The sequence below is a fragment of the Pseudomonas sp. GW823-FHT02E01 genome, assembly GCF_058797535.1.
On the sequence record NZ_JBXAJS010000003.1, the window covers coordinates 328,300 to 353,211 of the forward strand.

Consider the following 24,912-nt stretch of genomic DNA (forward strand, 5'->3'; position numbering starts at 1 on the left):
TTCATTTGTGTTTCAGTGTCTTGGATAATTCTCCTGTTACGTAAGCCGAAGGTAAATTGCCGGTAAAGGCGCTTTGCTTAAAACCCGCCAGTGCTTATCGTTCAGCCTCATGTAAAAAAGCCCACGCGCCCAATGGTTGATCACTCAATGCAATCCTCCGCTTCCCGTAGTCCTCGTCGCTGGCTGTTCGGCCTGCTTGTCCTGTTGGTCATCGCTGGCCTGTGCTGGAAATTCTGGCCCGGCAGCGCTGCACCCAAAGAGGCTACGGGGCAGAAAGCCGTCGCCGGGCATACCGGCAGGTCGGGTGGGATGCGCCCGGGATTCGGTGGCGCGTCCGGGCCGGTGCCGGTGCGAGTGGCTCCGGCAGTCACCGGTGACTTCCCGCTGTATTTCAAGGCGTTGGGCACGGTCACGGCGCTCAACACCATCAATGTCCGCAGTCGCGTTGGCGGTGAGTTGGTCAAGATCTATTTCGAAGAAGGGCAGATGGTCAAGGCCGGCGACATGCTCGTCGAAATCGACCCGCGCCCTTACCAGAATGCCTTGCTTCAGGCCGAGGGCACCTTGCTGCAGAATCAGGCGCAGCTGAAAAACGCCCAGGTCGACGTCGAGCGTTATCGCGGCCTGTACCGCGAAGACAGTATTGCCAAGCAGACCCTGGACACCGCCGAAGCGCTGGTCGGTCAGTTCCAGGGCACGGTCAAGACCAATCAGGCGGCGGTCAACGACGCCAGGCTCAACCTCGAATTCACCAGGATCCGCGCCCCGATTACCGGTCGCGTCGGCCTGCGTCAACTGGACGTCGGCAACCTGGTAGCGGCCAACGACACCACTGCATTGGCGATCATCACCCAGACCCAACCGATCAGCGTGGCCTTCACCCTGCCGGAAAACAGCCTTGACACCGTGCTGGCCCGTTATCGCAGCGGCGCCAAACTGCCGGCTGAAGCCTGGGACCGCGGTGATACCAAACTGCAAGCCACGGGCGTGCTGCAGAGCCTGGACAACCAGATCGACGTCACCACCGGCACCCTGAAATTCAAGGCCCGTTACGAGAACCGCGATCAGTCGCTGTTCCCCAACCAGTTCGTCAATGTGCGCCTGTTGGCCGACACCCTCAAAGACGTGGTACTGGCGCCTTCCGCCGCGATCCAGTTCGGCACCAACGGCACGTTCGCCTATGTCCTGGACGGTGACAAGAAGGTCAAGATCCGTCAGTTGAAGGTCGGCGCCAGTGACGGCCTGAACACTGTGGTCACCGAAGGACTGTCGGCGGGCGATCGGGTCGTACTGGAAGGCACTGACCGCCTGAAAGACGGCAGCGATGTGGAGGTGGTCAACGACAGCCAGGACGTGCCGACCACGCCAACCGAACACCTGCAAGGCAAATCGGCGGTCAACGCGGCTGAGCCTGCAACCACCGACAAGGCGAAAAAGGGCGGCGCATGAATCTCTCGCGGCTGTTCATCCTTCGCCCGGTAGCCACCACGCTGAGCATGCTGGCGATTATCCTGGCCGGCGTCATCGCCTACCGATTGCTGCCGGTGTCGGCGTTGCCCCAGGTCGATTACCCGACCATTCGCGTCATGACCTTGTACCCCGGCGCCAGTCCGGATGTCATGACCAGCGCGGTGACCGCGCCACTTGAGCGGCAGTTCGGGCAGATGCCCGGCCTGACGCAAATGGCGTCCACCAGTTCCGGCGGCGCGTCGGTGCTGACCCTGCGGTTCAGCCTCGACATCAACATGGATGTGGCCGAGCAGCAAGTGCAGGCGGCGATCAACGCCGCGACCAACCTGTTGCCCAAGGACCTGCCGGCACCGCCGGTGTACAACAAGGTCAACCCGGCCGATACGCCAGTGCTGACCTTGGCCATCACTTCCAAGACCATGTTGTTGCCCAAGCTCAACGATCTGGTCGATACGCGCATGGCGCAGAAGATTGCCCAGATCAGCGGCGTCGGCATGGTCAGCATTGCCGGTGGTCAACGCCAGGCCGTGCGGATCAAGGTCAATCCCGAGGCTTTGGCGGCCAACGGCCTGAACCTGTCGGATGTGCGCACGCTGATCGGCGCCTCCAACGTCAACCAGCCCAAAGGCAACTTCGACGGCCCGACCCGGGTCTCGATGCTCGATGCCAACGATCAACTGACGTCGCCCAAGGACTACGCCAACCTGATCCTGGCCTACGCCAACGGCGCGCCGTTGCGGCTCAAGGACGTGGCGGAGATCGTCGACGGCGCCGAGAACGAGCGGCTCGCCGCGTGGGCCAACGAGAACCAGGCCGTGCTGCTGAACATCCAGCGTCAGCCCGGCGCCAACGTGATCGAGGTGGTGGACCGGATCAAGGCCCTGCTGCCGAGCATCACCGACAACCTGCCGGCCGGCCTCGACGTGGTGGTGCTGACTGACCGCACCCAGACCATCCGCGCCTCGGTCAAGGACGTGCAGCACGAATTGCTGATCGCCATCGCCCTGGTGGTCATGGTCACCTTCCTGTTCCTGCGTCGTGCCAGCGCCACGATCATTCCGTCGGTGGCCGTGCCGCTGTCGCTGATCGGTACGTTCGGCGTGATGTACCTGGCTGGGTTCTCGGTCAATAACCTGACCCTGATGGCCCTGACCATCGCCACCGGTTTCGTGGTGGACGATGCGATCGTCATGCTGGAGAACATTTCGCGTTTTATCGAAGAGGGCGACAGCCCGCTGAACGCGGCGCTCAAGGGCGCCAAGCAGATCGGTTTCACCCTGATCTCCCTGACGTTGTCGCTGATCGCCGTGCTGATTCCGCTGCTGTTCATGGCGGACGTGGTCGGTCGCTTGTTCCGCGAATTTGCCATTACGCTGGCGGTAGCGATCCTGATTTCCCTGGTCGTTTCCCTGACCCTGACGCCGATGATGTGCGCGCGGTTGCTCAAGCGCGAACCCAAGGAAGCAGAGCAGGGCCGTTTTTACCGTGCCAGCGGTGCGTTCATCGACTGGATGATCGCCGCCTACGGGCGCAAGTTGCAGTGGGTGCTCAAGCACCAGCCGCTGACCTTGATGGTGGCCATTGGCACCTTGGCGCTGACGGTATTGCTGTACATGGTGGTGCCCAAGGGCTTCTTCCCGGTGCAGGACACCGGCGTCATCCAGGGCATTTCCGAAGCGCCGCAATCGATTTCCTTCGCCGCCATGAGCGAGCGCCAGCAGGAACTGGCCAAGGTCATCCTGGCCGACCCGGCGGTCGAGAGCCTGTCCTCCTACATTGGCGTGGACGGCGACAACTCGACCCTCAACAGCGGCCGGTTGCTGATCAACCTCAAGTCGCACAACGACCGCGACCTGAGCGCCATGCAAGTGATTGCCCGCCTGCAACCGGAACTGGACAAACTGGTCGGCATCCGCCTGTTCATGCAGCCGGTGCAGGACCTGACCATCGAAGACCGGGTCAGCCGCACGCAGTACCAGTTCAGCATGTCGTCGCCGGACTCGGAGCTGCTGAGCCTGTGGAGCGGGCGTCTGGTCGAGGCCTTGGCCGACCGGCCGGAATTGACCGACGTCGCCAGCGATTTGCAGGACAAGGGCTTGCAGGTCTATCTGGTGATTGACCGCGATGCGGCGTCGCGGGTCGGTGTGTCGGTGTCGAACATCACCGATGCGCTGTACGACGCCTTTGGTCAGCGGCAGATTTCCACGATCTACACCCAGGCCAGTCAGTACCGCGTGGTGCTGCAATCGCAGTCCGGCGAGAAGATCGGCCCGCAGGCGCTGGAGCAGATTCACGTCAAGACCACCGATGGCGGTCAGGTGCGCCTGTCCAGCCTGGCGCATGTCGAGGAGCGTCAGGCGCAACTGGCGATCACCCACATCGGCCAGTTCCCGGCGGTGATGATGTCCTTCAACCTCGCGCCCGGCGTGGCGCTGGGGCATGCGGTCGAGATCATCGAGCAGGTGCAGAAGGACATCGGTATGCCGATTGGCGTGCAGACCCAATTCCAGGGCGCGGCGCAGGCGTTCCAGGCTTCGTTGTCGAGCACCTTGCTGCTGATTCTGGCGGCGGTGGTGACCATGTATATCGTGCTGGGTGTACTTTACGAGAGCTACATCCACCCGATCACCATTCTTTCGACCTTGCCTTCGGCGGCGGTGGGCGCCTTGCTGGCGTTGATCCTCAGCGGCAACGACCTGGGCATGATCGCGATCATCGGCATCATCCTGTTGATCGGCATCGTGAAGAAGAACGCGATCATGATGATCGACTTCGCCCTCGACGCCGAGCGCAACCAGGGCATGGACCCGCAAACGGCGATCTATCAGGCGGCATTGCTGCGTTTCCGGCCGATTCTGATGACCACCCTGGCGGCTTTGTTCGGTGCCGTGCCGTTGATGCTGGCCACCGGTTCCGGCGCGGAACTGCGCCAACCGCTGGGTCTGGTGATGGTCGGCGGCCTGTTGCTGAGCCAGATTCTGACGCTGTTCACTACGCCTGTGATCTATCTGTACTTCGACCGTCTCGGTCGGCGCTGGGGCCGCAAGCCTGAGTCCGTGGAAGCGGTAGAGCAGCCATGAACCTTTCAGGACCTTTCATCAAGCGCCCGGTCGCGACCATGCTGCTGAGCCTGGCGATCATGCTGCTGGGCGGCGTGAGCTTCGGTTTGCTGCCCGTGTCGCCCCTGCCGCAAATGGACTTTCCGGTGATCGTGGTCCAGGCCAGCCTGCCCGGGGCCAGCCCCGAGGTGATGGCGTCGACCGTGGCCACGCCTTTGGAGCGCTCCTTCGGCAGCATTGCCGGGGTCAACACCATGAGCAGCCGGTCCAGCCAGGGTTCGACCCGGGTGATCCTGCAATTCGACCTGGACCGCGACATCAACGGCGCGGCGCGGGAAGTGCAGGCAGCGATCAATGCCTCGCGCACCCTGCTGCCGAGCGGGATGCGCAGCATGCCGACCTACAAAAAGGTCAACCCGTCCCAGGCGCCGATCATGGTGCTGTCGCTGACGTCGGACGTGCTGGAAAAAGGCCAGCTCTATGACCTGGCATCGACCATCCTGTCCCAGAGCCTGTCCCAGGTTCAGGGTGTCGGCGAGGTGCAGATCGGCGGCAGTTCGTTGCCGGCGGTACGTATCGAGCTTGAACCGCAGTCATTGAACCAGTACGGCGTGGCCCTGGACGATGTGCGCAACACCATCGCCAATGCCAACGTGCGCCGGCCCAAGGGCTCAGTGGAAGACGATCAGCGGCTGTGGCAGGTCCAGGCCAACGATCAGCTGGAAAAAGCCAAGGACTACGAGTCGCTGATCATCCACTACAACGGCGGCGCGGCCCTGCGCCTGAAGGATGTGGCCAAGGTCAGCGATGGCGTCGAGGACCGTTACAACAGCGGTTTCTTCAACGACGACGCGGCAGTGCTGCTGGTGATCAACCGCCAGGCCGGTGCGAACATCATCGAGACGGTCAACGAGATCAAGGCCCAGCTGCCGGCGTTGCAGGCGGTGCTGCCGGCCAGCGTCAAGCTGAACCTGGCCATGGACCGCTCGCCGGTGATCAAGGCCACGCTGCACGAGGCGGAAATGACCCTGCTGATCGCCGTGGCGCTGGTGATCCTGGTGGTGTTCCTGTTCCTCGGTAACTTCCGTGCGTCGCTGATCCCGACCCTGGCGGTGCCGGTGTCGCTGGTCGGCACCTTTGCCGTGATGTACCTCTACGGTTTTTCGCTGAACAACCTGTCGCTGATGGCGCTGATCCTGGCCACCGGGCTGGTGGTGGACGATGCCATCGTGGTGCTGGAGAACATTTCCCGGCACATCGACGAAGGCGTGCGGCCGATGAGGGCCGCGTACCTCGGCGCCCAGGAAGTCGGTTTTACCTTGCTGTCGATGAACGTGTCGCTGGTGGCGGTGTTCCTGTCGATCCTGTTCATGGGCGGGATCATCGAAAGCCTGTTCCGCGAATTCTCCATCACCCTGGCGGCGGCCATCGTGGTCTCGCTGGTGGTGTCGTTGACCCTGACCCCGATGCTCTGCGCTCGCTGGCTCAAGCCGCACACGCCGGGGCAGGAGAACCGCCTGCAACGCTGGAGCCGGCGGACCAACGACTGGATGGTCGGCAAATACGCCACCAGCCTCGACTGGGTGCTGCGCCACAAGCGCCTGACCTTGCTCAGTCTGTTCGTGACAATTGGTGTGAACATTGCGTTGTATGTGGTTGTTCCTAAAACATTTTTACCTCAGCAGGATACCGGTCAGCTGATCGGTTTCGTGCGCGGCGACGACGGCCTGTCGTTCAGCGTGATGCAGCCGAAGATGGAGATTTTCCGTCGGGCGGTGTTGAAGGATGAGGCGGTAGAAAGCGTCGCCGGGTTCATTGGCGGCAATAACGGCACCAACAACGCCTTCATGCTGGTGCGCCTCAAGCCGATCAAGGAGCGCAGCATTTCCGCGCAGAAAGTCATCGAACGCCTGCGCAAGGAAATGCCCAAGGTTCCTGGGGCACAACTGATGCTCATGGCGGACCAGGACCTGCAATTCGGTGGTGGCCGTGAGCAGACCACCTCGCAATACTCGTACATCCTGCAGAGCGGGGATCTGGGGGCATTGCGCGAGTGGTATCCGAAAGTCGTCACCGCGCTCAGGGCCTTGCCGGAGCTGACGGCGATCGATGCGCGGGAAGGCCGGGGCGCCCGCCAAGTGACCCTGATCGTCGACCGAGACCAGGCCAAGCGCCTGGGTGTCGACATGGACATGGTCACGGCGGTGCTGAACAACGCCTACAGTCAGCGGCAGATTTCGACCATCTACGACAGTCTTAACCAGTACCAGGTGGTGATGGAGGTCAATCCGAAATACGCCCAGGACCCGATCACCCTCACGCAAGTCCAGGTGATCACCGCTGACGGCGCGCGAATCCCGCTGTCGACCATCGCCCATTACGAAAACAGCCTGGAAAACGACCGGGTCAGCCACGAAGGCCAGTTTGCTTCGGAGAGCATTGCCTTCGACATGGCCGAAGGCGTGACCGTGGAGCAGGGCGGTGCCGCCATCGAGCGGGCGATTGCCAAGGTCGGCCTGCCGGAAGACGTGATCGCGAAAATGGCCGGCACAGCCAACGCTTTCGCGGCGACCCAAAAAAGTCAGCCGTGGATGATTCTGGGGGCGCTGGTGGCGGTGTATCTGGTCTTGGGTGTGCTGTACGAAAGCTACATTCACCCGCTGACGATTCTCTCGACCCTGCCGTCGGCCGGGGTCGGCGCGTTGCTGTCGATCTATGCGCTGGGCGGCGAGTTCAGCCTGATTTCGTTGCTGGGGCTGTTTCTGCTGATCGGCGTGGTGAAGAAAAACGCGATCCTGATGATCGACCTGGCGCTGCAACTGGAGCGAAACCAGGGCATGGCACCGCTGGAATCGATCCGCAGCGCCTGCCTGCAACGTTTGCGACCTATCCTGATGACCACCCTGGCGGCGATCCTCGGTGCCTTGCCGTTGCTGCTGAGCCGCGCCGAAGGGGCGGAAATGCGCCAGCCGCTGGGCCTGACCATCATCGGCGGGCTGATCTTCAGCCAGGTACTGACGCTTTACACCACCCCGGTGGTTTACCTCTATCTCGACAACCTGCGCCATCGCTTCAATAAATGGCGCGGGGTGCGTACTGATGTTGCTCTGGAAACTCCGCTATGACTGACCGTTCGCTTTTCAACCTGGCTGCACCGCTGATCACGGCTCGAGGCTCGCGCCTGTTGAGCCTGTCACTGTGCGTGGCGATGCTCAGTGCCTGCGCCGTCGGCCCGGATTACCAGCGCCCGCAAACCGCGGAGCCTGCGCAGTACAAGGCAGCGGAGGGCTGGCGTCAGGCCAACCCGAGCGATGCCCTGGCACGTGGCGCGTGGTGGGAGTTGTATGGCGACCGGCAGCTCAACGACCTGATCGAAAAACTCAACAGCGCCAACCAGACCGTCGCCCAGTCCGAAGCGCAGTACCGCCAGGCCCAGGCCTTGGTGCGCAGTGCACGCGGGGCGTTTTTCCCGACAGTGGACCTGAACGTCAGCAAGAACCGTTCAAGCCAGGGCACCGGCAGCAGCAGCTCCAGCCTGAGCAGTTCGTCCAGCGGTATTCGCGACACGTACTCGGCCCAGGCGGGCGTCAGTTGGGAAGCGGACGTATGGGGCAAGCTGCGCCGAGGCCTCGAAGCCGATACCGCCAATGCCCAGGCAAGCTTTGCCGATCTGGCGGCCATGCGCCTGAGTCAACAGTCGGAGTTGGTGCAGAATTACCTGCAACTGCGCGTGATCGATGGCCAGAAACGCTTGCTCCAGGACACGGTCGAGGCATATCAGCGTTCGTTGAAGATGACCGAAAACCAATACCGCTCAGGCGTATCGGGCAAGGACGCGGTGGCCCAGGCCCAGACACAGCTCAAAAGCACCGAAGCCGATCTGATCGACCTGATCTGGCAACGCGCCCAGTTGGAGAACGCCATCGCTGTGCTGATCGGCCTGCCGCCGGCCGAGTTCAGCCTGGCGCAAAGCCAGGACATCCCGCAATTGCCGCAAGTACCGCTGGCGCTGCCTTCGCAGTTGCTGGAGCGTCGCCCGGACATCGCTTCGGCCGAGCGCTCGGTGATGGCCGCCAACGCCAACATCGGTGTGGCCAAGGCTGCCTATTACCCGGACCTGACCCTGAGCTTGAACGGTGGTTACAGCAGCAGTACCTCGAAAGACTTGTTCAGCCTGCCGAACCGCTTCTGGTCGGTCGGACCGCAATTGGCAATGACCCTGTTCGACGGTGGCCAGCGCTCGGCGGAAGTCGACCGCAGTGAAGCGGCCTATGACGAAACGGTGGCCAAGTATCGCCAGACCGTACTGGACGGATTCCGCGAAGTGGAAAACTACCTGGTGCAGCTCAAGGTGCTTGAGGATGAAGCCGTCGTGCGCCAACAGGCACTGGATGCCGCCCGTGAATCGTTGCGCCTGACCCAGAACCAGTACAAGGCCGGTTTGATCGCGTACATCGATGTGGTGGTGACCCAGGCGGCGGCGCTGAACAATGAACGCAGCAACCTGGACCTGTTGCAAAGCCGCCTGATAGCCAGTGTGCAGTTGATTGCCGCGTTGGGGGGTGGCTGGGGCGGGCAGCTTGAGGTGAGCGAAAACCGATAGCGTAGCTGCAATCCCTGTGGGAGCGAGCTTGCTCGCGATAGCAGTGGGTCAGGCAACATCCATGCTGAATGTGACGCAGCCATCGCGAGCAAGCTCGCTCCCACAGGTTTTGTGCTCTCGACTCCTTCCTTGTGGCAGGTGCCAGCAGCTTGAAGCAAGTTAATGTAAAACCTTAAAACAAGCGTTTCATCGGACTGATGGCCCTTTGCTCATTTTGTGAGTGCGTTCTCATTTGGAATCAGTACAATCGCCGCATTTGCCCCCACCCGAGAATGAAAGCCATTAACAAGGGGGCTTTCGCGAGAAGTCTCCATGCTCATCGGCAGCTATTCCCCCACCCTGGTCATCATTTCGCTCTGTGTAGCGATTCTCGCCTCATACACCGCATTGGACCTGACCGGACGCATTGCCACCGCCAAAGGCCGCGCCGTGCATTTGTGGACTGCGGGCGGGGCCGTTGCCATGGGCATCGGCATCTGGTCGATGCACTTTATCGGCATGCTCGCGTTCAAGTTGCCGATCGACCTGGGGTACGACGGGACCATCACCCTGTTGTCGTTGCTGATCGGCGTGCTCTCCAGCGGTTTTGCGCTGTGGCTGGTCAGCCAGCCGCAATTGCCGGCCTGGCAACTGGCCTTTGGCGCGTTGGTCATGGGCGCCGGCATCAGCGCGATGCACTACACCGGCATGGCTGCCATGCGCATGCAACCGGGCATCGACTATGACCCGACGCTGTTCGGCGCCTCGCTGCTGATCGCTGTCGGTGCTTCGGGCGCAGCATTGTGGATCGCTTTCCATCTGCGCCAGCACACGCCTTATGTCCGTCTGATCCGTGGTGGCGCCGCCGTGATCATGGGCATCGCCATCGTCGGCATGCACTACACCGGGATGGCCGCCGCACGCTTTGCCGACGGCAGTTTCTGTGGCGCGGCGGTCAATGGATTGAGCGGCAATGGCCTGGACAACCTGGTACTGATCACCACGTTGGCGGTGCTGAGCATTGCCCTGCTGACCTCGATCCTCGATGCACGCCTGGAGGCTCGCACCGCGAGCCTGGCCCAGTCGCTGACCGAGGCCAACCGTGAACTGACCCAATTGGCCCTGCACGACACCCTCACCGGGTTGCCGAACCGGACGTTGCTCGCCGATCGAATCGATCAGGCCATGTCGCGGGTCCGGGAAGAAGGGGGGTGCTTTGCCCTGATGTTCATCGATCTGGACGGCTTCAAACCGGTCAACGATGCCTTTGGCCACCACATGGGTGATCTGTTGTTGCGCGAAGTGGCCCTGCGCCTGCGCGAAGACTTGCGCAGCCAGGACACCCTGGCGCGGATCGGCGGCGATGAGTTCGTGTTGCTGGTGCAATTGAGCGAACAGAACGACGCCTTGAACCTGGCGGCCCGTCAGGTCGGGTTGATCGCGCGCGCGTTCCGGGTTGCCGAACATGATTTGCACATTTCCGCCAGCGTCGGCATCGCGCTCTACCCGGGTAACGGGCAGTCCGCCCACGAACTGCTGATGAACGCCGACGCGGCGATGTACCACGCCAAGGGCGCGGGTAAAAACGGCTACAGCTTTTTCGATGTCTCGATGAACAACAACGCCCGCAAGCAGCTGCAATTGCTGCAGGATCTGCGCAATGCCGTGGAACAGCAGGAATTCAGCCTGCATTACCAGCCCAAGTTCGACGCCGCCAATGGCCGGCCAGTGGGCGCCGAGGCCTTGTTGCGCTGGGAACACCCGACTCAAGGAATGCTGTTGCCGGACAAATTCATCGAGCTGGCGGAAAAAACCGGGCTGATCATTCCGATCGGCGAGTGGGTGCTCAACGAAGCCTGCCGTCAGATGCGCGAGTGGTATGTGCTGGGCTACACCGACTGGCGCATCGCGGTGAACCTTTCGGCCATTCAGTTTTGCCATGCCGGGCTGGTCCAGAGCGTCGCCAGGGCGCTGGCGACGCACCATCTGCCACCCAACAGCCTGACCCTGGAAATCACCGAAACCACCGCCATGAGCGATGCCGATGCGAGCATGACGGTGCTGCAGGAACTGTCGGAAATGGGTGTCGACCTGTCCATCGACGATTTTGGTACCGGCTATTCGAGCTTGATGTACCTCAAGCGCCTGCCGGCCAACGAGCTGAAGATCGACCGCGGTTTTGTCCGGGACCTGGAGCGCGACAGCGATGACGCCGCCATCGTTTCGGCCATCGTCGCCCTCGGGCAGGCACTGGGGTTGCGCATCGTCGCCGAAGGCGTGGAAACCGGCGTGCAGCAGGACTTCCTGACTCAGCTCGGCTGCGATTCGTTGCAGGGTTACCTGCTGGGGCATCCGCTGCCGGCAGCAGGTTTCATGGTGGAAATCCATCGCGGGGAGCAGTTGGTCGAGCAGTTGAAAGCCAGTGCCAGGCGCGAGATGTCGATGACATGACAGCCGATGTGAAGCCATGCAAAAACCGCCAATGGCGGTTATTCTTGCCCCCGACCGCTTAAGCTTTGATTGGGGGAAAGCTCGCATGGACAAAGTCATAGTCATCACTGGCGGTAGCCGCGGCATCGGTGCCGCCACCGCTCTGTTGGCCGCCGCGCAGGGCTATCGGATCTGCATCAATTATCAGGCGGACGAACAGTCTGCATTCGGCGTGCTGGAGCAAGTCCGCGCCCTCGGTGCGCAAGCCATTGCGGTACGGGCCGACGTCAGCATCGAAGACGAAGTGATCGCGCTGTTCAATCGGGTGGACAGTGAACTGGGGCGGGTCACTGCGCTGGTGAACAACGCCGGCACCGTCGGGCAGAAGTCCCGGGTCGACGAGATGTCCGAGTTCCGCATTCTCAAAATCATGAAAACCAACGTCCTGGCGCCGATGCTCTGTGCCAAGCACGCGATCCTGCGCATGTCGCCCAGGCACGGCGGGCAGGGCGGCAGCATCGTCAACGTATCGTCGGTCGCCTCGCGTTTGGGATCGCCCAACGAGTACGTGGATTACGCAGCGTCCAAAGGCGCGCTGGACACCTTCACCATCGGCCTGTCCAAGGAAGTGGCGGGTGAGGGGATTCGGGTCAACGCCGTGCGTCCGGGTTACATCTACACCGATTTCCATGCCTTGAGCGGCGATCCGGATCGGGTCAGCAAGCTGGAATCGGCGATCCCGATGGCGCGGGGCGGCCGTCCGGATGAAGTGGCGGAGGCGATTGTCTGGTTGTTGTCGGACAAGGCTTCTTATGCGACGGGGACTTTTGTTGATCTTGGTGGTGGGCGTTAGTTCCTGAGACAAGCGTTGTCTGCGCTGGCCTCATCGCGAGCAAGCTCGCTCCCACAGTGGATCTCAAGTGCTCACAAATCTTGTGTGTACAGAGAAACCTGTGGGAGCGAGCTTGCTCGCGATAGCAATTTATAAAACGACATGGCGCTGTCAGAACGACCGCACAATCCGCCCCAACGTCTCCATCGCCTTCTCCGAGTCCTCGGTCCACGGGCTGCCGTAATTCAACCGAATACAATTCCTGAAGCGCTGGGTCGGTGAAAAGATCGGCCCCGGTGCAATGCTGATGCCTTGCGCCAATGCCATCTGGAACAATTTCAACGAATCCATCTGCTGTGGTAATTCCAGCCACAGAAAGTACCCGCCGGCCGGTTGGCTGACCCGCGTCTGCGCCGGGAAATAGCGGGCGATGGCGGCGAGCATGGCGCTTTGCTGGTCTTCCAGGGCGTGGCGCAATTTACGCAGGTGCCGGTCGTAGCCGCCGTGTTGCAGGTAATCGGCGATTGCCGCCTGGGCCGGCATCGAGGCGCACAGCGAGGTCATGAGTTTCAGCCGTTCGATCTTTTGCGCAAAACGCCCGGCAGCCACCCAGCCGATGCGGTAGCCAGGGGCCAGGCTCTTGGCGAATGAACCACAGTGCATCACCAGGCCTTCGGTATCAAAGGCCTTGGCCGGTTTCGGTGCTTGCTGGCCGTAATAGAGTTCGGCGTAGACATCGTCTTCGATCAGCGGCACGTGGTGGCGCCGCAACAACTCCACAAGCTGCTGTTTCTTGGCCTCGGGCAGGGTCGCGCCCATGGGGTTCTGGAAACTGGTCATGCACCAGCAGGCCTTGATCGGATGCCGCTCCAGGGTTTGCTCGAGCACGCCGAGGTCGATGCCATCGCGCGGGTGCACGGGAATTTCCACGGCCTTGAGTTTCAGGCGTTCGAGTACTTGCAGACAGGCGTAGAACGCCGGGGCTTCGATGGCCACCAGATCGCCGGGTTCGGTCACCGCTTGCAGGCAAAGGTTCAAGGCTTCGAGGGCGCCGTTGGTGATCAGCAGTTCCTCCATGGGCAACATCAGCCCGCCGACCATATAGCGCAGGGCGATTTGCCGGCGCAGTTGCGGGTTGCCCGGTGACATGTCGGTGACCACCATGCGCGGATCCATGTCGCGGCTGGCGCTGGCCAGAGAGCGGGACAAACGTTGCAGGGGAAACAGCGTCGGGCTGGGGAACGCCGAGCCGAAGGGCACGGTGTTCGGGTCCTTGATCGAGTCGAGCACCGAAAACACCAGTTCGCTGACGTCTACTTCCGTCGACTCGTTGACCTCATTGCTGATCACCGGCTCGGAAAACGGCCGGGGTGCGTGGGCGTTGACGAAATAGCCGGAGCGCGGCCGAGCGCGGATCAGGCCGCGACGCTCCAGCAGGTAATAGGCCTGGAACACCGTCGACGGGCTGACCCCGTAGGTCTGGCTGGCGTAGCGCACCGACGGCACCCGCTGGCCGGGACCCAGGACGCCGGAGCGGATCAGTTCTGCGATGTCGTCGGCGAATTTTTCGTAGCGTTTCATCGGTGTCCCGCAATGGAGTCGGTTCGATTAATTGTGGCGAGGGGGCTTGCCCCCGTTGGACTGCGCAGCAGTCCCATTTTGGGGCCGCTTCGCGATCCAACGGGGGCAAGCCCCCTCGCCACAGTGGATTGCATTGCCAAAACAAGACTGCACTTCACAAAGGTCAGCATCTTAAAGGCTCAGCGATTCATTGGCGCCACAAACCGGCTCTTCGCCACGCTGTAGACGCCAGGCTCATCGCTGTCGACCACCTTGAAGCCGATGCTCTGTGAACTGCTGGCCGGACGCTCCGTGAGCATCGCCACCGACACCGGCACATCGACAATCTCGCCCGGCGCCAGGCTGAATTCGGTCCTGCCCTGCAACTGGAAATCATCGGCATCCACCAGGCTCAATTGATAGTCCTGACGCTGCTGGGTTTTGTTGATCACCTTCAGACTGTAGATGTTTTCGATCTGCCCCTGGCTGTTCTCGCGGAACAGGCCCCGGTCCTTGCTGACATCAAGGGACACCATCGGTCGTTCCACCAGCGCCATCACCAGGGCTGCGATCATCACCAGCAGCACGGCGGTGTAGCCGACAAGACGTGGGCGCAGCAGGTGCGTCTTGCCACCCTGCAACTGATGCTCGGAGGTGTAGCTGATCAACCCTGGGGCGTAGCCCATTTTGTCCATGATCGAGTCACAGGCGTCGATGCACGCCGCGCAACCGATGCATTCCATCTGCAAGCCGTCGCGGATATCGATGCCGGTGGGGCAGACCTGTACGCACAGCTGGCAGTCGATGCAATCACCCAGCCCGACCTCGGCCGGTTTGACTTCGCGCTTGCGTGGGCCACGACTTTCGCCACGGGCCACGTCGTAGGAAATGGTCAGGGTGTCCTTGTCGAACATCACGCTCTGGAACCGCGCGTAGGGACACATGTGCATGCACACCGCTTCACGCAGCCAACCGGCATTGATGTACGTGGCGCCGGTAAAAAACAGCACCCAGAACAGGCTGACGCCACTCATCTGGAAGGTCAGCAGCTCTTCGGCCAACGGCCGGATCGGCGTGAAGTAGCCGACGAAGGTCAGGCCGGTCAGCAGGCTGATGGCCAACCACAAGGTGTGCTTGGCCGCGCGACGCATCAGCTTGTTCAGGCCCCACGGCGCGGCTTGCAACTTGATCCGCTGGTTGCGTTCGCCTTCGGTGATCTTCTCGCACCACATGAAGATCCAGGTCCATGAACTTTGTGGGCAGGTGTAGCCGCACCAGACCCGGCCCGCGAACACGGTGATCGCAAACAGGCCGAACGCGGCAATGATCAACAACGCCGAGAGCAGGATGAAATCCTGCGGCCAGAAGGTCGCGCCGAAGATATGGAACTTGCTTTGCGAAAGATCCCAGAGCACCGCCTGGCGGCCGCCCCAGTTCAGCCACACGGTGCCGAAAAACAGCACAAACAGAAAACCCGCGCCGCTGATGCGCAGGTTGCGGAACAGCCCGGTGAAGCTGCGGGTGTGGATCAGGTTGTCGCTGGATTTGGCCTTCATCTTGGGGCGCGAAGGCTCGAATGTTTCTACGGTTCGGACGGGGATTCTTTCGCTCATGGTCATTCGCTCATCAGCCTCCATCAGGCATGAGCACTATGAGCGGCGATCTGTTTGCATAACAGACTCAGGTATTGCATTAAAAAGCGGATCAGATGGCCATGTTTGCACGGACTGCGACAACTTGAAGCAGCCGCCGCTGCAGGGTCCATGGAGCTTTGCAAAACAGCGGCGGCAAGTGCGGCTCAATCCCGGTCAAATCACCGAACCACTGTCGGTAGCTTTCAGGTGCCGGCGTCCATCCACCGCGCCTGCGACGGTCAAGGCGTCGGCCTCGGCTTCCGTGATGTAGATGCGCTCGCCTTCGATGTCCACTGCCGACATGGCCATGGCTCCGTCGGTGATGATGGTCACGTCGGGACACAGACGAATGAGTTCGCCATTTTCAGTGGTGAAAAAGCAGGTCTGGTTCTCGATGCGTACGGTCATGACGGGATCCTTTTTTCAGTGGAAACTAAAGTTTCAGGCCGCAACCGCCGGTCATCGTTCTGTGCAACCGATTAATGGTCGCTGCGGTCCACCGTCCATGGCCCCTCATAAGGACAATCCCATGAACACTTGGTGGCACGAAGTCTGGGTGACGCTGCAAGGCGAGTTCGCCGACATCGGCGATGCCTCGCAATTGACGCGAGTGACCGTGCGCCTGTTGATGGCCGCGGTGCTGGGCGGAATTCTCGGGTTCGAGCGTGAACACCAGGGCAAGGCCGCCGGCGTGCGCACCCACATGCTGGTGGCGATGGGGGCGGCGCTGTTCGTGTTGGTGCCGCAGATGTCCGGCTCACAGGCCGATGCCATGAGCCGGGTGGTGCAGGGCGTGATTGCCGGGATCGGCTTCCTGGGGGCTGGCACTATCCTGAAAAATCGCGACGGCGATGAGGGGCACGTCAAGGGCCTGACCACCGCCGCCGGCCTGTGGATGACCGCCGCCATCGGCGTCGCGGCCGGGCTGGGCCGGGAGGCGACGGCGGTGTTCAGTACGTTGTTGGCGCTGGGAGTGTTCAGTGTGATGCCGGGGATTGTGAAACTGATCGACAAGGATCACCAATGAGATCTTCCCCGGCAGTATGGGAGCGATCAACTGTCGTCATTCAGGGGGCACAATCACCGGCGGCATCGTCGTTGGCGGATCTTCCCTTGGTGGCGGGTTCGTGCCGGGCGGATCCTGTTCGGGCACCGGTTGCGGATCGCTGGGTGGGATCACCGGGTTGTCGATGTTGGGATCGGGGGTTTCAGCCGGGAATGGATTGTTCATTGTTCAAGCCTCCGGTGGCACATGGCGTGAGTCGTGCTTAAGTAGGTGGACTGATTGGTTGACCGCAGCGCGAAGGACTTGATTCCGGGAATTGCCGATGAAACTTTCCCGGCGGCTGTCGCTCGGAACCTAAGTGAGTGCATCCCGGGGCGGATTGCCCGGCGGGGTGGCGACCAGACACAAGCGCGTCCATGGGGCGTAAGGAGAGAGGCTCGATGACGGCTGAAAAACCGACTGAGTTGAGCTACAACCCGCACATGCCACTGTCGCAGGCGTTGTTGCTGCCGCGTATCGTCATTGAAAACATCATGCCGATCCTTGAAGGCGGACAATTCGCCGTCAAGGCCGTGGTGGGGCAGGACGTGGTGGTGACGGCCAAGGTCTTCGCCGACGGGCATGACAAGCTGGCGGTGCGCGTGCGCTGGCGGGCCGAGGACGAGGACGCCTGGCAAAGCGCGGCCATGAACGACCTGGGCAATAACAGCTGGCAGGGGCAGTTCCGGGTCGACAGCCAGGGCCGTTATCTGTTCTGTATCGAAGCCTGGATCGATCAGTTCGCCAGTTTTTGCCATGAGCTGGAAAAGAAGCATGCGGCAGCAGTGCCCGTCAGTCTGGAATTGCAGGAAGGGCGGATTCACGTCCAGCAGGCCGCCGAGCGTAGCGAAGGGCTACTCAGCGAGCAACTGGCGGCCTTGCACCATGAACTGTCAGGACTGCTCGAAACCGAGCAGGTCGCACTGTTTTTGCACCCCCGTAGCGCCGACCTCATGGCCCGCGTCAATCATCGCGCCTACCTGAGCCTGAGCCCGGAGTACCCGGTGGATGTCGAGCGCGAACTGGCGCAGTTCGCCAGTTGGTATGAATTGTTCCCGCGCTCGATCACCGACAGCCCGACGCGCCATGGCACCTTCAATGACGTGCATACGCGACTGGCGATGATCCAGGACATGGGTTTCGATGTGCTGTATTTCCCGCCGATCCACCCGATCGGGCGCAGCTACCGCAAAGGCCCGAACAACTCGCTGACGGCGGGTCCCGATGATCCGGGCAGCCCCTATGCGATTGGTAGCGAGGAAGGCGGGCACGAGGCGATTCACTCGCAATTGGGTACCCGCGAAGACTTTCGCCGACTGGTGGCGGCCGCTGCGGCCCATGGTCTGGAAATCGCCCTGGATTTTGCCATCCAGTGTTCCCAGGACCATCCATGGCTCAAGCAACACCCCGGCTGGTTCAACTGGCGGCCGGACGGCACGATCAAATATGCGGAGAACCCACCGAAGAAATACCAGGACATCGTCAACGTCGACTTCTATGCCCCCGAGGCGATTCCGAGCCTGTGGGTGGAACTGCGCGACATCGTGGTGGGCTGGGTCGAGGAGGGCGTGAAGATCTTTCGCGTCGATAATCCGCACACCAAGCCGTTGCCGTTCTGGCAATGGCTGATCGCCGATGTACGGGCGCTGTACCCCGAGGTGATCTTCCTCGCCGAAGCCTTTACCACCCCGGCAATGATGGCGCGCCTGGGCAAGGTCGGTTACTCCCAGAGCTACACCTATTTCACCTGGCGCAACACCAAGGCCGAACTGGCGACCTACTTCACCGAACTCAACGAGTCGCCGTGGCGAGAATGCTACCGGCCGAATTTCTTCGTCAATACACCGGACATCAACCCGGCGTTCCTCCACGAATCCGGGCGTCCCGGGTTTCTCATTCGCGCCGTGCTGGCGACCATGGGCTCGGGCCTGTGGGGCATGTATTCGGGTTTCGAGTTGTGCGAGTCGGCTCCGGTACCGGGTAAGGAGGAATACCTCGATTCCGAGAAGTATGAGATCCGCCCGCGGGACTTCAACGCGCCGGGCAACATCATTGCCGAGATCGCCCAGCTCAACCGTATCCGACGGCAGAACCCGGCGTTGCACACGCATCTGGGCCTGAAGGTCTACAACGCCTGGAACGACAACATCCTGTACTTCGGCAAGCGCAGCGCCGATGGAGGCAATTTCATTCTGGTGGCGGTCAGTCTCGATCCGCACAACGTGCAGGAAGCGAACTTCGAGTTGCCATTATGGGACATGGGCTTGCCTGACTACGCCAGCACCCAGGGCGAAGATTTGATGAATGGTCATCGCTGGACCTGGCACGGCAAGCAGCAGTTCATGCGGATCGACCCGGCGTATCAGCCGTTCGGGATTTGGCGCATTACCGCGTAGACGCTGAACTTGTGGGAGCGAGCTTGCCGGTGGCGAGGGGGCTGCCTGTGGCGAGGGGGCTTGCCCCCGTTGGGTCGCGAAGCGGCCCCGCTCTTTCTTTCCAACACACCAAGTCGCTGTATTGACGACTGCTTCGCAGCCGAACGGGGGCAAGCCCCCTCGCCACAGGTAAGCATCCTCACCACAGGGGATTCTCAGCCTGTGGCCAAGATGAATTCACCAGGAGTTGCACATGGCGAAGAAACCCAAGGCAGCCACGTTCATCAAGGACCCGCTCTGGTACAAGGACGCGGTGATCTATCAAGTCCACGTCAAATCGTATTTCGACTCCAACAACGACGGGATTGGCGACTTTCCCGGCCTCATCGCCAAGCTCGATTACATCGCCGACCTGGGCGTCAACACCATCTGGCTGTTGCCGTTCTACCCCTCGCCACGGCGCGATGACGGCTACGACATCGCCGAATACCGTGGCGTACACAGCGACTACGGCACCATGGCCGATGCCAGGCGCTTCATTGCCGAGGCGCACAAACGCGGCCTGCGGGTGATCACCGAACTGGTCATCAACCACACCTCCGACCAGCACCCGTGGTTCCAGCGGGCGCGCAAGGCCAAACCCGGATCGGCGGCGCGGGACTTCTACGTGTGGTCCGATGACGATCAAAAATACGATGGCACCCGCATCATCTTTCTCGATACAGAGAAGTCCAACTGGACCTGGGACCCGGTCGCCGGCCAATACTTCTGGCACCGTTTCTACTCCCACCAACCGGACCTGAACTTCGATAACCCGCAAGTCATGAAAGCGGTGCTGTCGGTGATGCGTTACTGGCTCGACATGGGCATCGACGGCTTGCGCCTGGACGCGATTCCCTACCTGATCGAGCGCGACGGCACCAACAATGAGAACTTGCCGGAAACCCACGACGTCCTGAAAAAGATCCGTGCGGAAATCGACGCCAACTACCCCGACCGCATGTTGCTGGCCGAGGCCAATCAGTGGCCGGAGGATACTCAGCTGTACTTCGGCGACACCGACAAGAAAGGCCTGAACGGCGATGAATGCCACATGGCCTTTCACTTCCCGTTGATGCCGCGCATGTATATGGCGCTGGCCCAGGAAGATCGTTTCCCGATTACCGACATTCTGCGCCAGACCCCGGATATACCCGCCAACTGCCAATGGGCAATCTTCCTGCGCAACCACGATGAGCTGACCCTGGAGATGGTCACCGACAAGGAACGCGATTACCTGTGGAATTACTATGCCGCCGACCGCCGGGCGCGGATCAACCTGGGGATTCGCCGGCGTCTGGCGCCGCTGATGGAACGCGACCGCCGTCGGGTCGAGTTGCTTAACAGTCTGCTGCTGTCCATGCCCGGCACGCCGACCCTGTATTACGGCGATGAGATCGGCATGGGCGACAACATCTACCTCGGCGACCGCGACGGTGTGCGTACGCCGATGCAATGGTCCATCGACCGCAACGGTGGTTTCTCCCGAGCCGACCCGGCGAGTCTGGTGCTGCCGCCGATCATGGACCCGCAATACGGCTATCTGTCGGTCAACGTCGAAACCCAGGCTGGCGACCCGCATTCGCTATTGAACTGGACCCGGCGCATGCTTGCCGTGCGCAAGCATTCCAAGGCCTTCGGGCGCGGCACGTTGAAGATGCTGTCGCCCAGCAACCGGCGGATTCTGGCCTACACCCGTGAATACACCGGGGTGGACGGCAAACACGAAATCATTCTGTGCGTGGCCAACGTGTCGCGAAGCGCCCAGGCCGCCGAGCTGGATCTGTCGGCCTACGTCGGCATGGTGCCGGTGGAAATGCTCGGGGGTAACGCATTCCCACCCATCGGCCAGCTGAATTTCCTCCTCACGCTGGCGCCTTACGGCTTTTACTGGTTCGGCCTGGCCGCGGAAAATCAGATGCCGAGCTGGCACGTGGAGCCCGCACAGAGCCTGCCGGACTTCACCACGCTGGTACTGAAAAAACGCATGGAGGAACTGCTCGAAGCGCCGTCACGCAACACGCTGGTGCAAGGCATCCTGCCCAACTGGCTGCAGAACCGCCGCTGGTTCGCGGGTAAGGACGCCGCCATCGAACAGGTCGAACTGGCCTATGGCGTGCGATTCGGCGATCCGCAGCACCCGGTGCTGTTCAGCGAGATCAATGTCACCAGCGGTGGCCAGAGCAGCCGCTACCAGTTGCCGTTCGGTTTTATCTCGGAAGATCAGGTCGGTACTCCCTTGCCGCAGCAATTGGCATTGTCGCGGGTACGGCGTGGGCGCCAGGTCGGCCTGATCACCGATGCCTTCAGCCTGGACACCTTTGTGCATGCCGTATTGCAGGGCATTCAGGCCGGCACCGTATTGGCCTCCAGCGATGGCGACATTCGCTTCGAGTCCACCGCCGAACTGGAAAAACTCGGCCTCAATGCCGACTCGCCGGTGCGTTACCTGTCCGCCGAACAGTCCAACAGCTCGGTGGTGATCGGCAACAGCCTAGTGCTGAAGCTGATCCGCAAGGTCGCCTGCGGCGTGCACCCTGAGCTGGAAATGAGCGCGTACCTGACGCAAGCCGGGTTCAGCAATATTTCACCATTGCTGGGGGCTGTGGTGCGCCGGGACGGGGCGGGTGAAGATAACTTGCTGATGATCGCCCAAGGCTACCTGAGCAATCAGGGCGACGCCTGGGAATGGACTCAGAACAACCTCGAACGGGCGCTTCGTGATGAACTGGCCGACGCCGTGTCCGAGCAGGAACAGCATTACAACGCGCTCGGCGAACTGAAAGATTTCGCCGCTATGCTTGGTCAGCGTCTGGGGGAAATGCACCAGGTGCTGGCGGCGCCGAGTGCCAACCCGGACTTCTTGCCCCAGGTCACTACGCAGAAGGAAGCGCTGGCCTCGGCCAAGGATGTCGCGGCGCAAATCGAGCGCGCGCTGAACTTGCTCAAGCAGCATAAAAATCAACTTGACCCGGCGGACCAGACCCTGGTCGGCCGTTTACTGGACAACAAGAAAGCCATCCTCGGCCATGTACAGGCGTTGGGCAAAAAGACCGCGGGCGGCTTGCGCATTCGTGTGCACGGCGACCTGCACCTGGGGCAGGTGCTGGTGATCAAGGGCGATGCCTACCTGATCGACTTCGAAGGCGAACCGGCCCGGCCATTGCATGAACGACGGGGCAAACACAGCCCGTACAAGGATGTCAGCGGCGTGCTGCGGTCCTTCGACTATGCGGCGGCGATGGCGATCAACGTGCAGAGCGTCGATAACACCGCAGCGGCCGATGCCGCGCGCTTGCGGGTCACCGATCGCTACTTGAGCGAGGCGCGGCAAGCATTTGTCGACGCTTATCGGCTGGCGGCAGCTAGTCTTGCCCATGCATGGCAAGATCCCGAAGGCGAGGATGCCGCGCTGGCGTTGTTCGGTCTGGAGAAGGCGGCGTATGAAGTGGCTTATGAGGCGGAAAATCGCCCCGCCTGGTTGCCCGTGCCGTTGCACGGTTTATATGGATTATTGAGTGGGCTTAAACCCTTTTCCGATCTTGATGGAGAGTAGTCATGAGTGTCTCGAACAAGGAACAGGGTCATCACAAAGAAGCGCTGCTGCCCAGGGCGCGGGATATCGACGCATTGGTGCGCGCCGAGCATATCGATCCTTTTGCGATTCTTGGCCCTCACGCTGATGGCGCTGGCGGGCAATTCATTCGCGCGTATCTGCCGGGTGCCTTGAGTGTGCAGGTGCTGGCCAGGGATACCGGACAAGAGCTCGGCCAACTTGAAGCCACAGAGACGCCGGGATTGTTTGTCGGGCATTTCGAACGTGCGCAAGCGTATCTGCTGCGTACCCGTTGGGCCGGCGGCGAGCAAACGGCAGAAGATCCTTACAGCTTCGGTCCGTTGTTGGGCGAAATGGATTTGTATCTGTTTGCCGAAGGCAATCACCGCGACCTCAGCGGGTGCCTGGGCGCGCAACTGAAAACCGTGGACGGCATCGACGGCGTGCGTTTCGCCGTGTGGGCGCCGAATGCCCGGCGGGTGTCGGTGGTCGGTGATTTCAACGTCTGGGACGGGCGCCGGCACCCGATGCGCCTGCGTCACCCCACAGGCGTCTGGGAATTGTTCATCCCGCGCCTGCAAGCCGGGGACACCTACAAATACGAGATTCTCGGCGCCCACGGCATCCTGCCGTTGAAGGCCGATCCCGTGGCGTTGGCCACCAGCCTGCCACCGGACACCGCCTCGAAAGTCGCTTCACCCTTGAACATCGACTGGCAGGATCAGGACTGGATGATGACCCGTGGTGACCGCCAGCGGGTGACGGCGCCGTTGTCGATCTACGAATTGCACGCCGGCTCGTGGCAATGCGAGCTGGACGATCTGGGCGAAGTGGCCCGCCAGTACACTTGGCCCGAGTTGACCGAGCGGCTGATTCCCTATGTCAAAGACCTCGGTTTCACCCACATCGAACTGATGCCGATCATGGAGCACCCGTTCGGCGGCTCGTGGGGTTATCAGTTGTTGTCGCAATTCGCGCCGAGTGCGCGGTATGGCACGCCGGACGAGTTCGCCGCGTTCATCAACGCCTGCCACCAGGCCGAACTCGGGGTGATTCTCGATTGGGTGCCGGCGCATTTCCCCACCGATACCCACGGCCTGGCCCAGTTCGACGGCACGGCGCTGTACGAGTACGGCAACCCGCAGGAAGGTTTCCATCAGGACTGGGACACGCTGATCTACAACCTGGGTCGCACCGAAGTGCATGGTTACATGCTGGCGTCGGCGCTGCACTGGCTCAAGCATTTCCACGTCGACGGCCTGCGGGTCGATGCGGTGGCCTCGATGCTCTACCGCGACTACTCGCGCAAGGCCGGCGAGTGGGTGCCGAACCGCCATGGCGGGCGGGAGAACCTGGAAGCCATCGACTTCCTGCGTCACCTCAATGACGTGGTGGCCCTCGAAGCGCCCGGTGCGCTGGTGATCGCCGAGGAATCCACCGCATGGCCCGGTGTAAGCCAGGGCACGCAACAGGGCGGCCTGGGCTTTGCCTACAAATGGAACATGGGCTGGATGCACGACTCGCTGCATTACATCCAGCAGGACCCGGTGTACCGCGCCCATCACCACAACGAACTGAGTTTCGGCCTGGTGTATGCGTGGTCCGAGCGCTTCATCCTGCCGATCTCCCACGATGAAGTGGTGCACGGCAAACACTCGCTGATCGACAAGATGCCCGGCGACCGCTGGCAGAAATTCGCCAACCTGCGGGCCTACCTGAGTTTCATGTGGGCGCATCCGGGCAAGAAACTGCTGTTCATGGGCTGCGAGTTCGGCCAGTGGCGCGAGTGGAACCATGACCAGCAACTGGACTGGTACCTGCTGCAATACCCCGAGCACCAGGGGGTGCAGAAACTGGTGGCCGACCTCAACCGCTTGTACCGCGAAGAGCCGGCGCTGCATGAGCAGGACGACGTGCCGCAGGGTTTCCAATGGCTGATCGGCGATGACGCGATCAACAGCGTTTATGCGTGGTTGCGCTGGAGCAAGGACGGCGAACCGGTGCTGGTGGTGGCCAACTTTACGCCCGTGCCACGCGAGGCTTATCGCGTCGGGGTGCCGTTTGCCGGGCAGTGGAACGAGGTGCTCAACAGCGACTCGTCCATCTATGCCGGTTCCAACTACGGCAACAGTGGCGGGGCGGTCGCCGAGGAAACGCCGAGCCATGGCCAGGCGTTGTCGTTGGTGCTGAATTTGCCGCCGTTGGCGGTATTGATGTTAAGGCCGCAGGGCTGATCCAGAGCCGCGTTGCTGCCTTTCGCGAGCAAGCCCGCTCCCACACTGGTTTTGAGTACGGCATCAATCCAGTGTGGGAGCGGCGGTGCGACGATT

14 protein-coding genes are annotated in these 24,912 nt (G+C 61.6%); 10 read left to right on the forward strand and 4 right to left on the reverse strand.

What is annotated here, in order from left to right:
* Nucleotides 1-132 precede the first annotated feature (132 nt).
* The 6 genes from AC1RDQ_RS08800 (at nt 133) to AC1RDQ_RS08825 (ending at nt 12,394) form a co-directional block, all read left to right on the forward strand.
* Nucleotides 133-1,449 carry an MdtA/MuxA family multidrug efflux RND transporter periplasmic adaptor subunit gene (locus AC1RDQ_RS08800; protein WP_090455059.1) on the forward strand — a complete coding sequence of 439 codons (1,317 nt, stop codon included), beginning with the start codon at nt 133-135 and terminating at the stop codon, nt 1,447-1,449.
* Nucleotides 1,446-4,550, forward strand: coding sequence for an MdtB/MuxB family multidrug efflux RND transporter permease subunit (locus AC1RDQ_RS08805; RefSeq protein ID WP_057714971.1), 3,105 nt, complete (start codon nt 1,446-1,448; stop codon nt 4,548-4,550). Before AC1RDQ_RS08800 ends, AC1RDQ_RS08805 begins: the two co-directional genes overlap by 4 nt.
* Entirely contained in the window at nt 4,547-7,654 is a 3,108-nt protein-coding gene (locus tag AC1RDQ_RS08810; RefSeq protein ID WP_090455060.1) for an efflux RND transporter permease subunit, read from the forward strand. Before AC1RDQ_RS08805 ends, AC1RDQ_RS08810 begins: the two co-directional genes overlap by 4 nt.
* A complete protein-coding gene (locus tag AC1RDQ_RS08815; protein WP_492586965.1) occupies nt 7,651-9,132 on the forward strand; it encodes an efflux transporter outer membrane subunit in 1,482 nt (493 codons plus the stop codon). Before AC1RDQ_RS08810 ends, AC1RDQ_RS08815 begins: the two co-directional genes overlap by 4 nt.
* A 312-nt stretch (nt 9,133-9,444) precedes the next feature.
* Complete coding sequence (locus AC1RDQ_RS08820) at nt 9,445-11,562, forward strand: putative bifunctional diguanylate cyclase/phosphodiesterase (RefSeq protein WP_057714968.1); 2,118 nt, start codon at nt 9,445-9,447, stop codon at nt 11,560-11,562.
* Nucleotides 11,563-11,647: 85 nt separating this feature from the next.
* Nucleotides 11,648-12,394, forward strand: a complete 747-nt coding sequence (locus AC1RDQ_RS08825) for an SDR family oxidoreductase (RefSeq protein ID WP_057714967.1) — start codon at nt 11,648-11,650, stop codon at nt 12,392-12,394.
* A 150-nt stretch (nt 12,395-12,544) separates the two neighbouring features.
* On the opposite strand, the gene mapR is transcribed toward AC1RDQ_RS08825, so the two are convergent.
* The 3 genes from mapR to AC1RDQ_RS08840 all read right to left on the reverse strand — a co-directional run bounded on the left by mapR (nt 12,545) and on the right by AC1RDQ_RS08840 (nt 15,975).
* Nucleotides 12,545-13,954 (reverse strand): GntR family transcriptional regulator MpaR, encoded by a 1,410-nt coding sequence (gene mapR, locus AC1RDQ_RS08830; RefSeq protein WP_218496000.1) that lies wholly within the window; start codon nt 13,952-13,954, stop codon nt 12,545-12,547.
* 179 nt (nt 13,955-14,133) lie between these two features.
* Nucleotides 14,134-15,546 (reverse strand): cytochrome c oxidase accessory protein CcoG, encoded by a 1,413-nt coding sequence (gene ccoG, locus AC1RDQ_RS08835; protein ID WP_492586967.1) that lies wholly within the window; start codon nt 15,544-15,546, stop codon nt 14,134-14,136.
* 195 nt (nt 15,547-15,741) lie between these two features.
* Complete coding sequence (locus tag AC1RDQ_RS08840; protein ID WP_057714965.1) at nt 15,742-15,975, reverse strand: DUF3203 family protein; 234 nt, start codon at nt 15,973-15,975, stop codon at nt 15,742-15,744.
* Between the two features lie 121 nt (nt 15,976-16,096).
* Here AC1RDQ_RS08840 and AC1RDQ_RS08845 point away from each other — a divergent pair, with 121 nt between their 5' ends.
* Nucleotides 16,097-16,594 carry an MgtC/SapB family protein gene (locus AC1RDQ_RS08845; protein ID WP_057714964.1) on the forward strand — a complete coding sequence of 166 codons (498 nt, stop codon included), beginning with the start codon at nt 16,097-16,099 and terminating at the stop codon, nt 16,592-16,594.
* A 36-nt stretch (nt 16,595-16,630) separates the two neighbouring features.
* Here the strand turns inward: AC1RDQ_RS08845 and AC1RDQ_RS08850 are convergent, their stop codons facing one another.
* A complete protein-coding gene (locus tag AC1RDQ_RS08850) occupies nt 16,631-16,798 on the reverse strand; it encodes a hypothetical protein (RefSeq protein ID WP_198530240.1) in 168 nt (55 codons plus the stop codon).
* A gap of 215 nt (nt 16,799-17,013) precedes the next feature.
* Between AC1RDQ_RS08850 and AC1RDQ_RS08855 the strand changes: the two genes are divergently transcribed.
* From AC1RDQ_RS08855 to glgB, 3 genes are all read left to right on the forward strand, one after another.
* On the forward strand, nt 17,014-19,008 hold the full coding sequence (locus AC1RDQ_RS08855) for an alpha-1,4-glucan--maltose-1-phosphate maltosyltransferase (protein ID WP_492586968.1): 1,995 nt from the start codon (nt 17,014-17,016) through the stop codon (nt 19,006-19,008).
* Between the two features lie 232 nt (nt 19,009-19,240).
* Nucleotides 19,241-22,582, forward strand: coding sequence for a maltose alpha-D-glucosyltransferase (treS, locus tag AC1RDQ_RS08860; RefSeq protein WP_492586969.1), 3,342 nt, complete (start codon nt 19,241-19,243; stop codon nt 22,580-22,582).
* A gap of 2 nt (nt 22,583-22,584) precedes the next feature.
* Nucleotides 22,585-24,816, forward strand: a complete 2,232-nt coding sequence (gene glgB, locus AC1RDQ_RS08865; protein WP_349733979.1) for a 1,4-alpha-glucan branching protein GlgB — start codon at nt 22,585-22,587, stop codon at nt 24,814-24,816.
* Nucleotides 24,817-24,912: the final 96 nt, after the last annotated feature.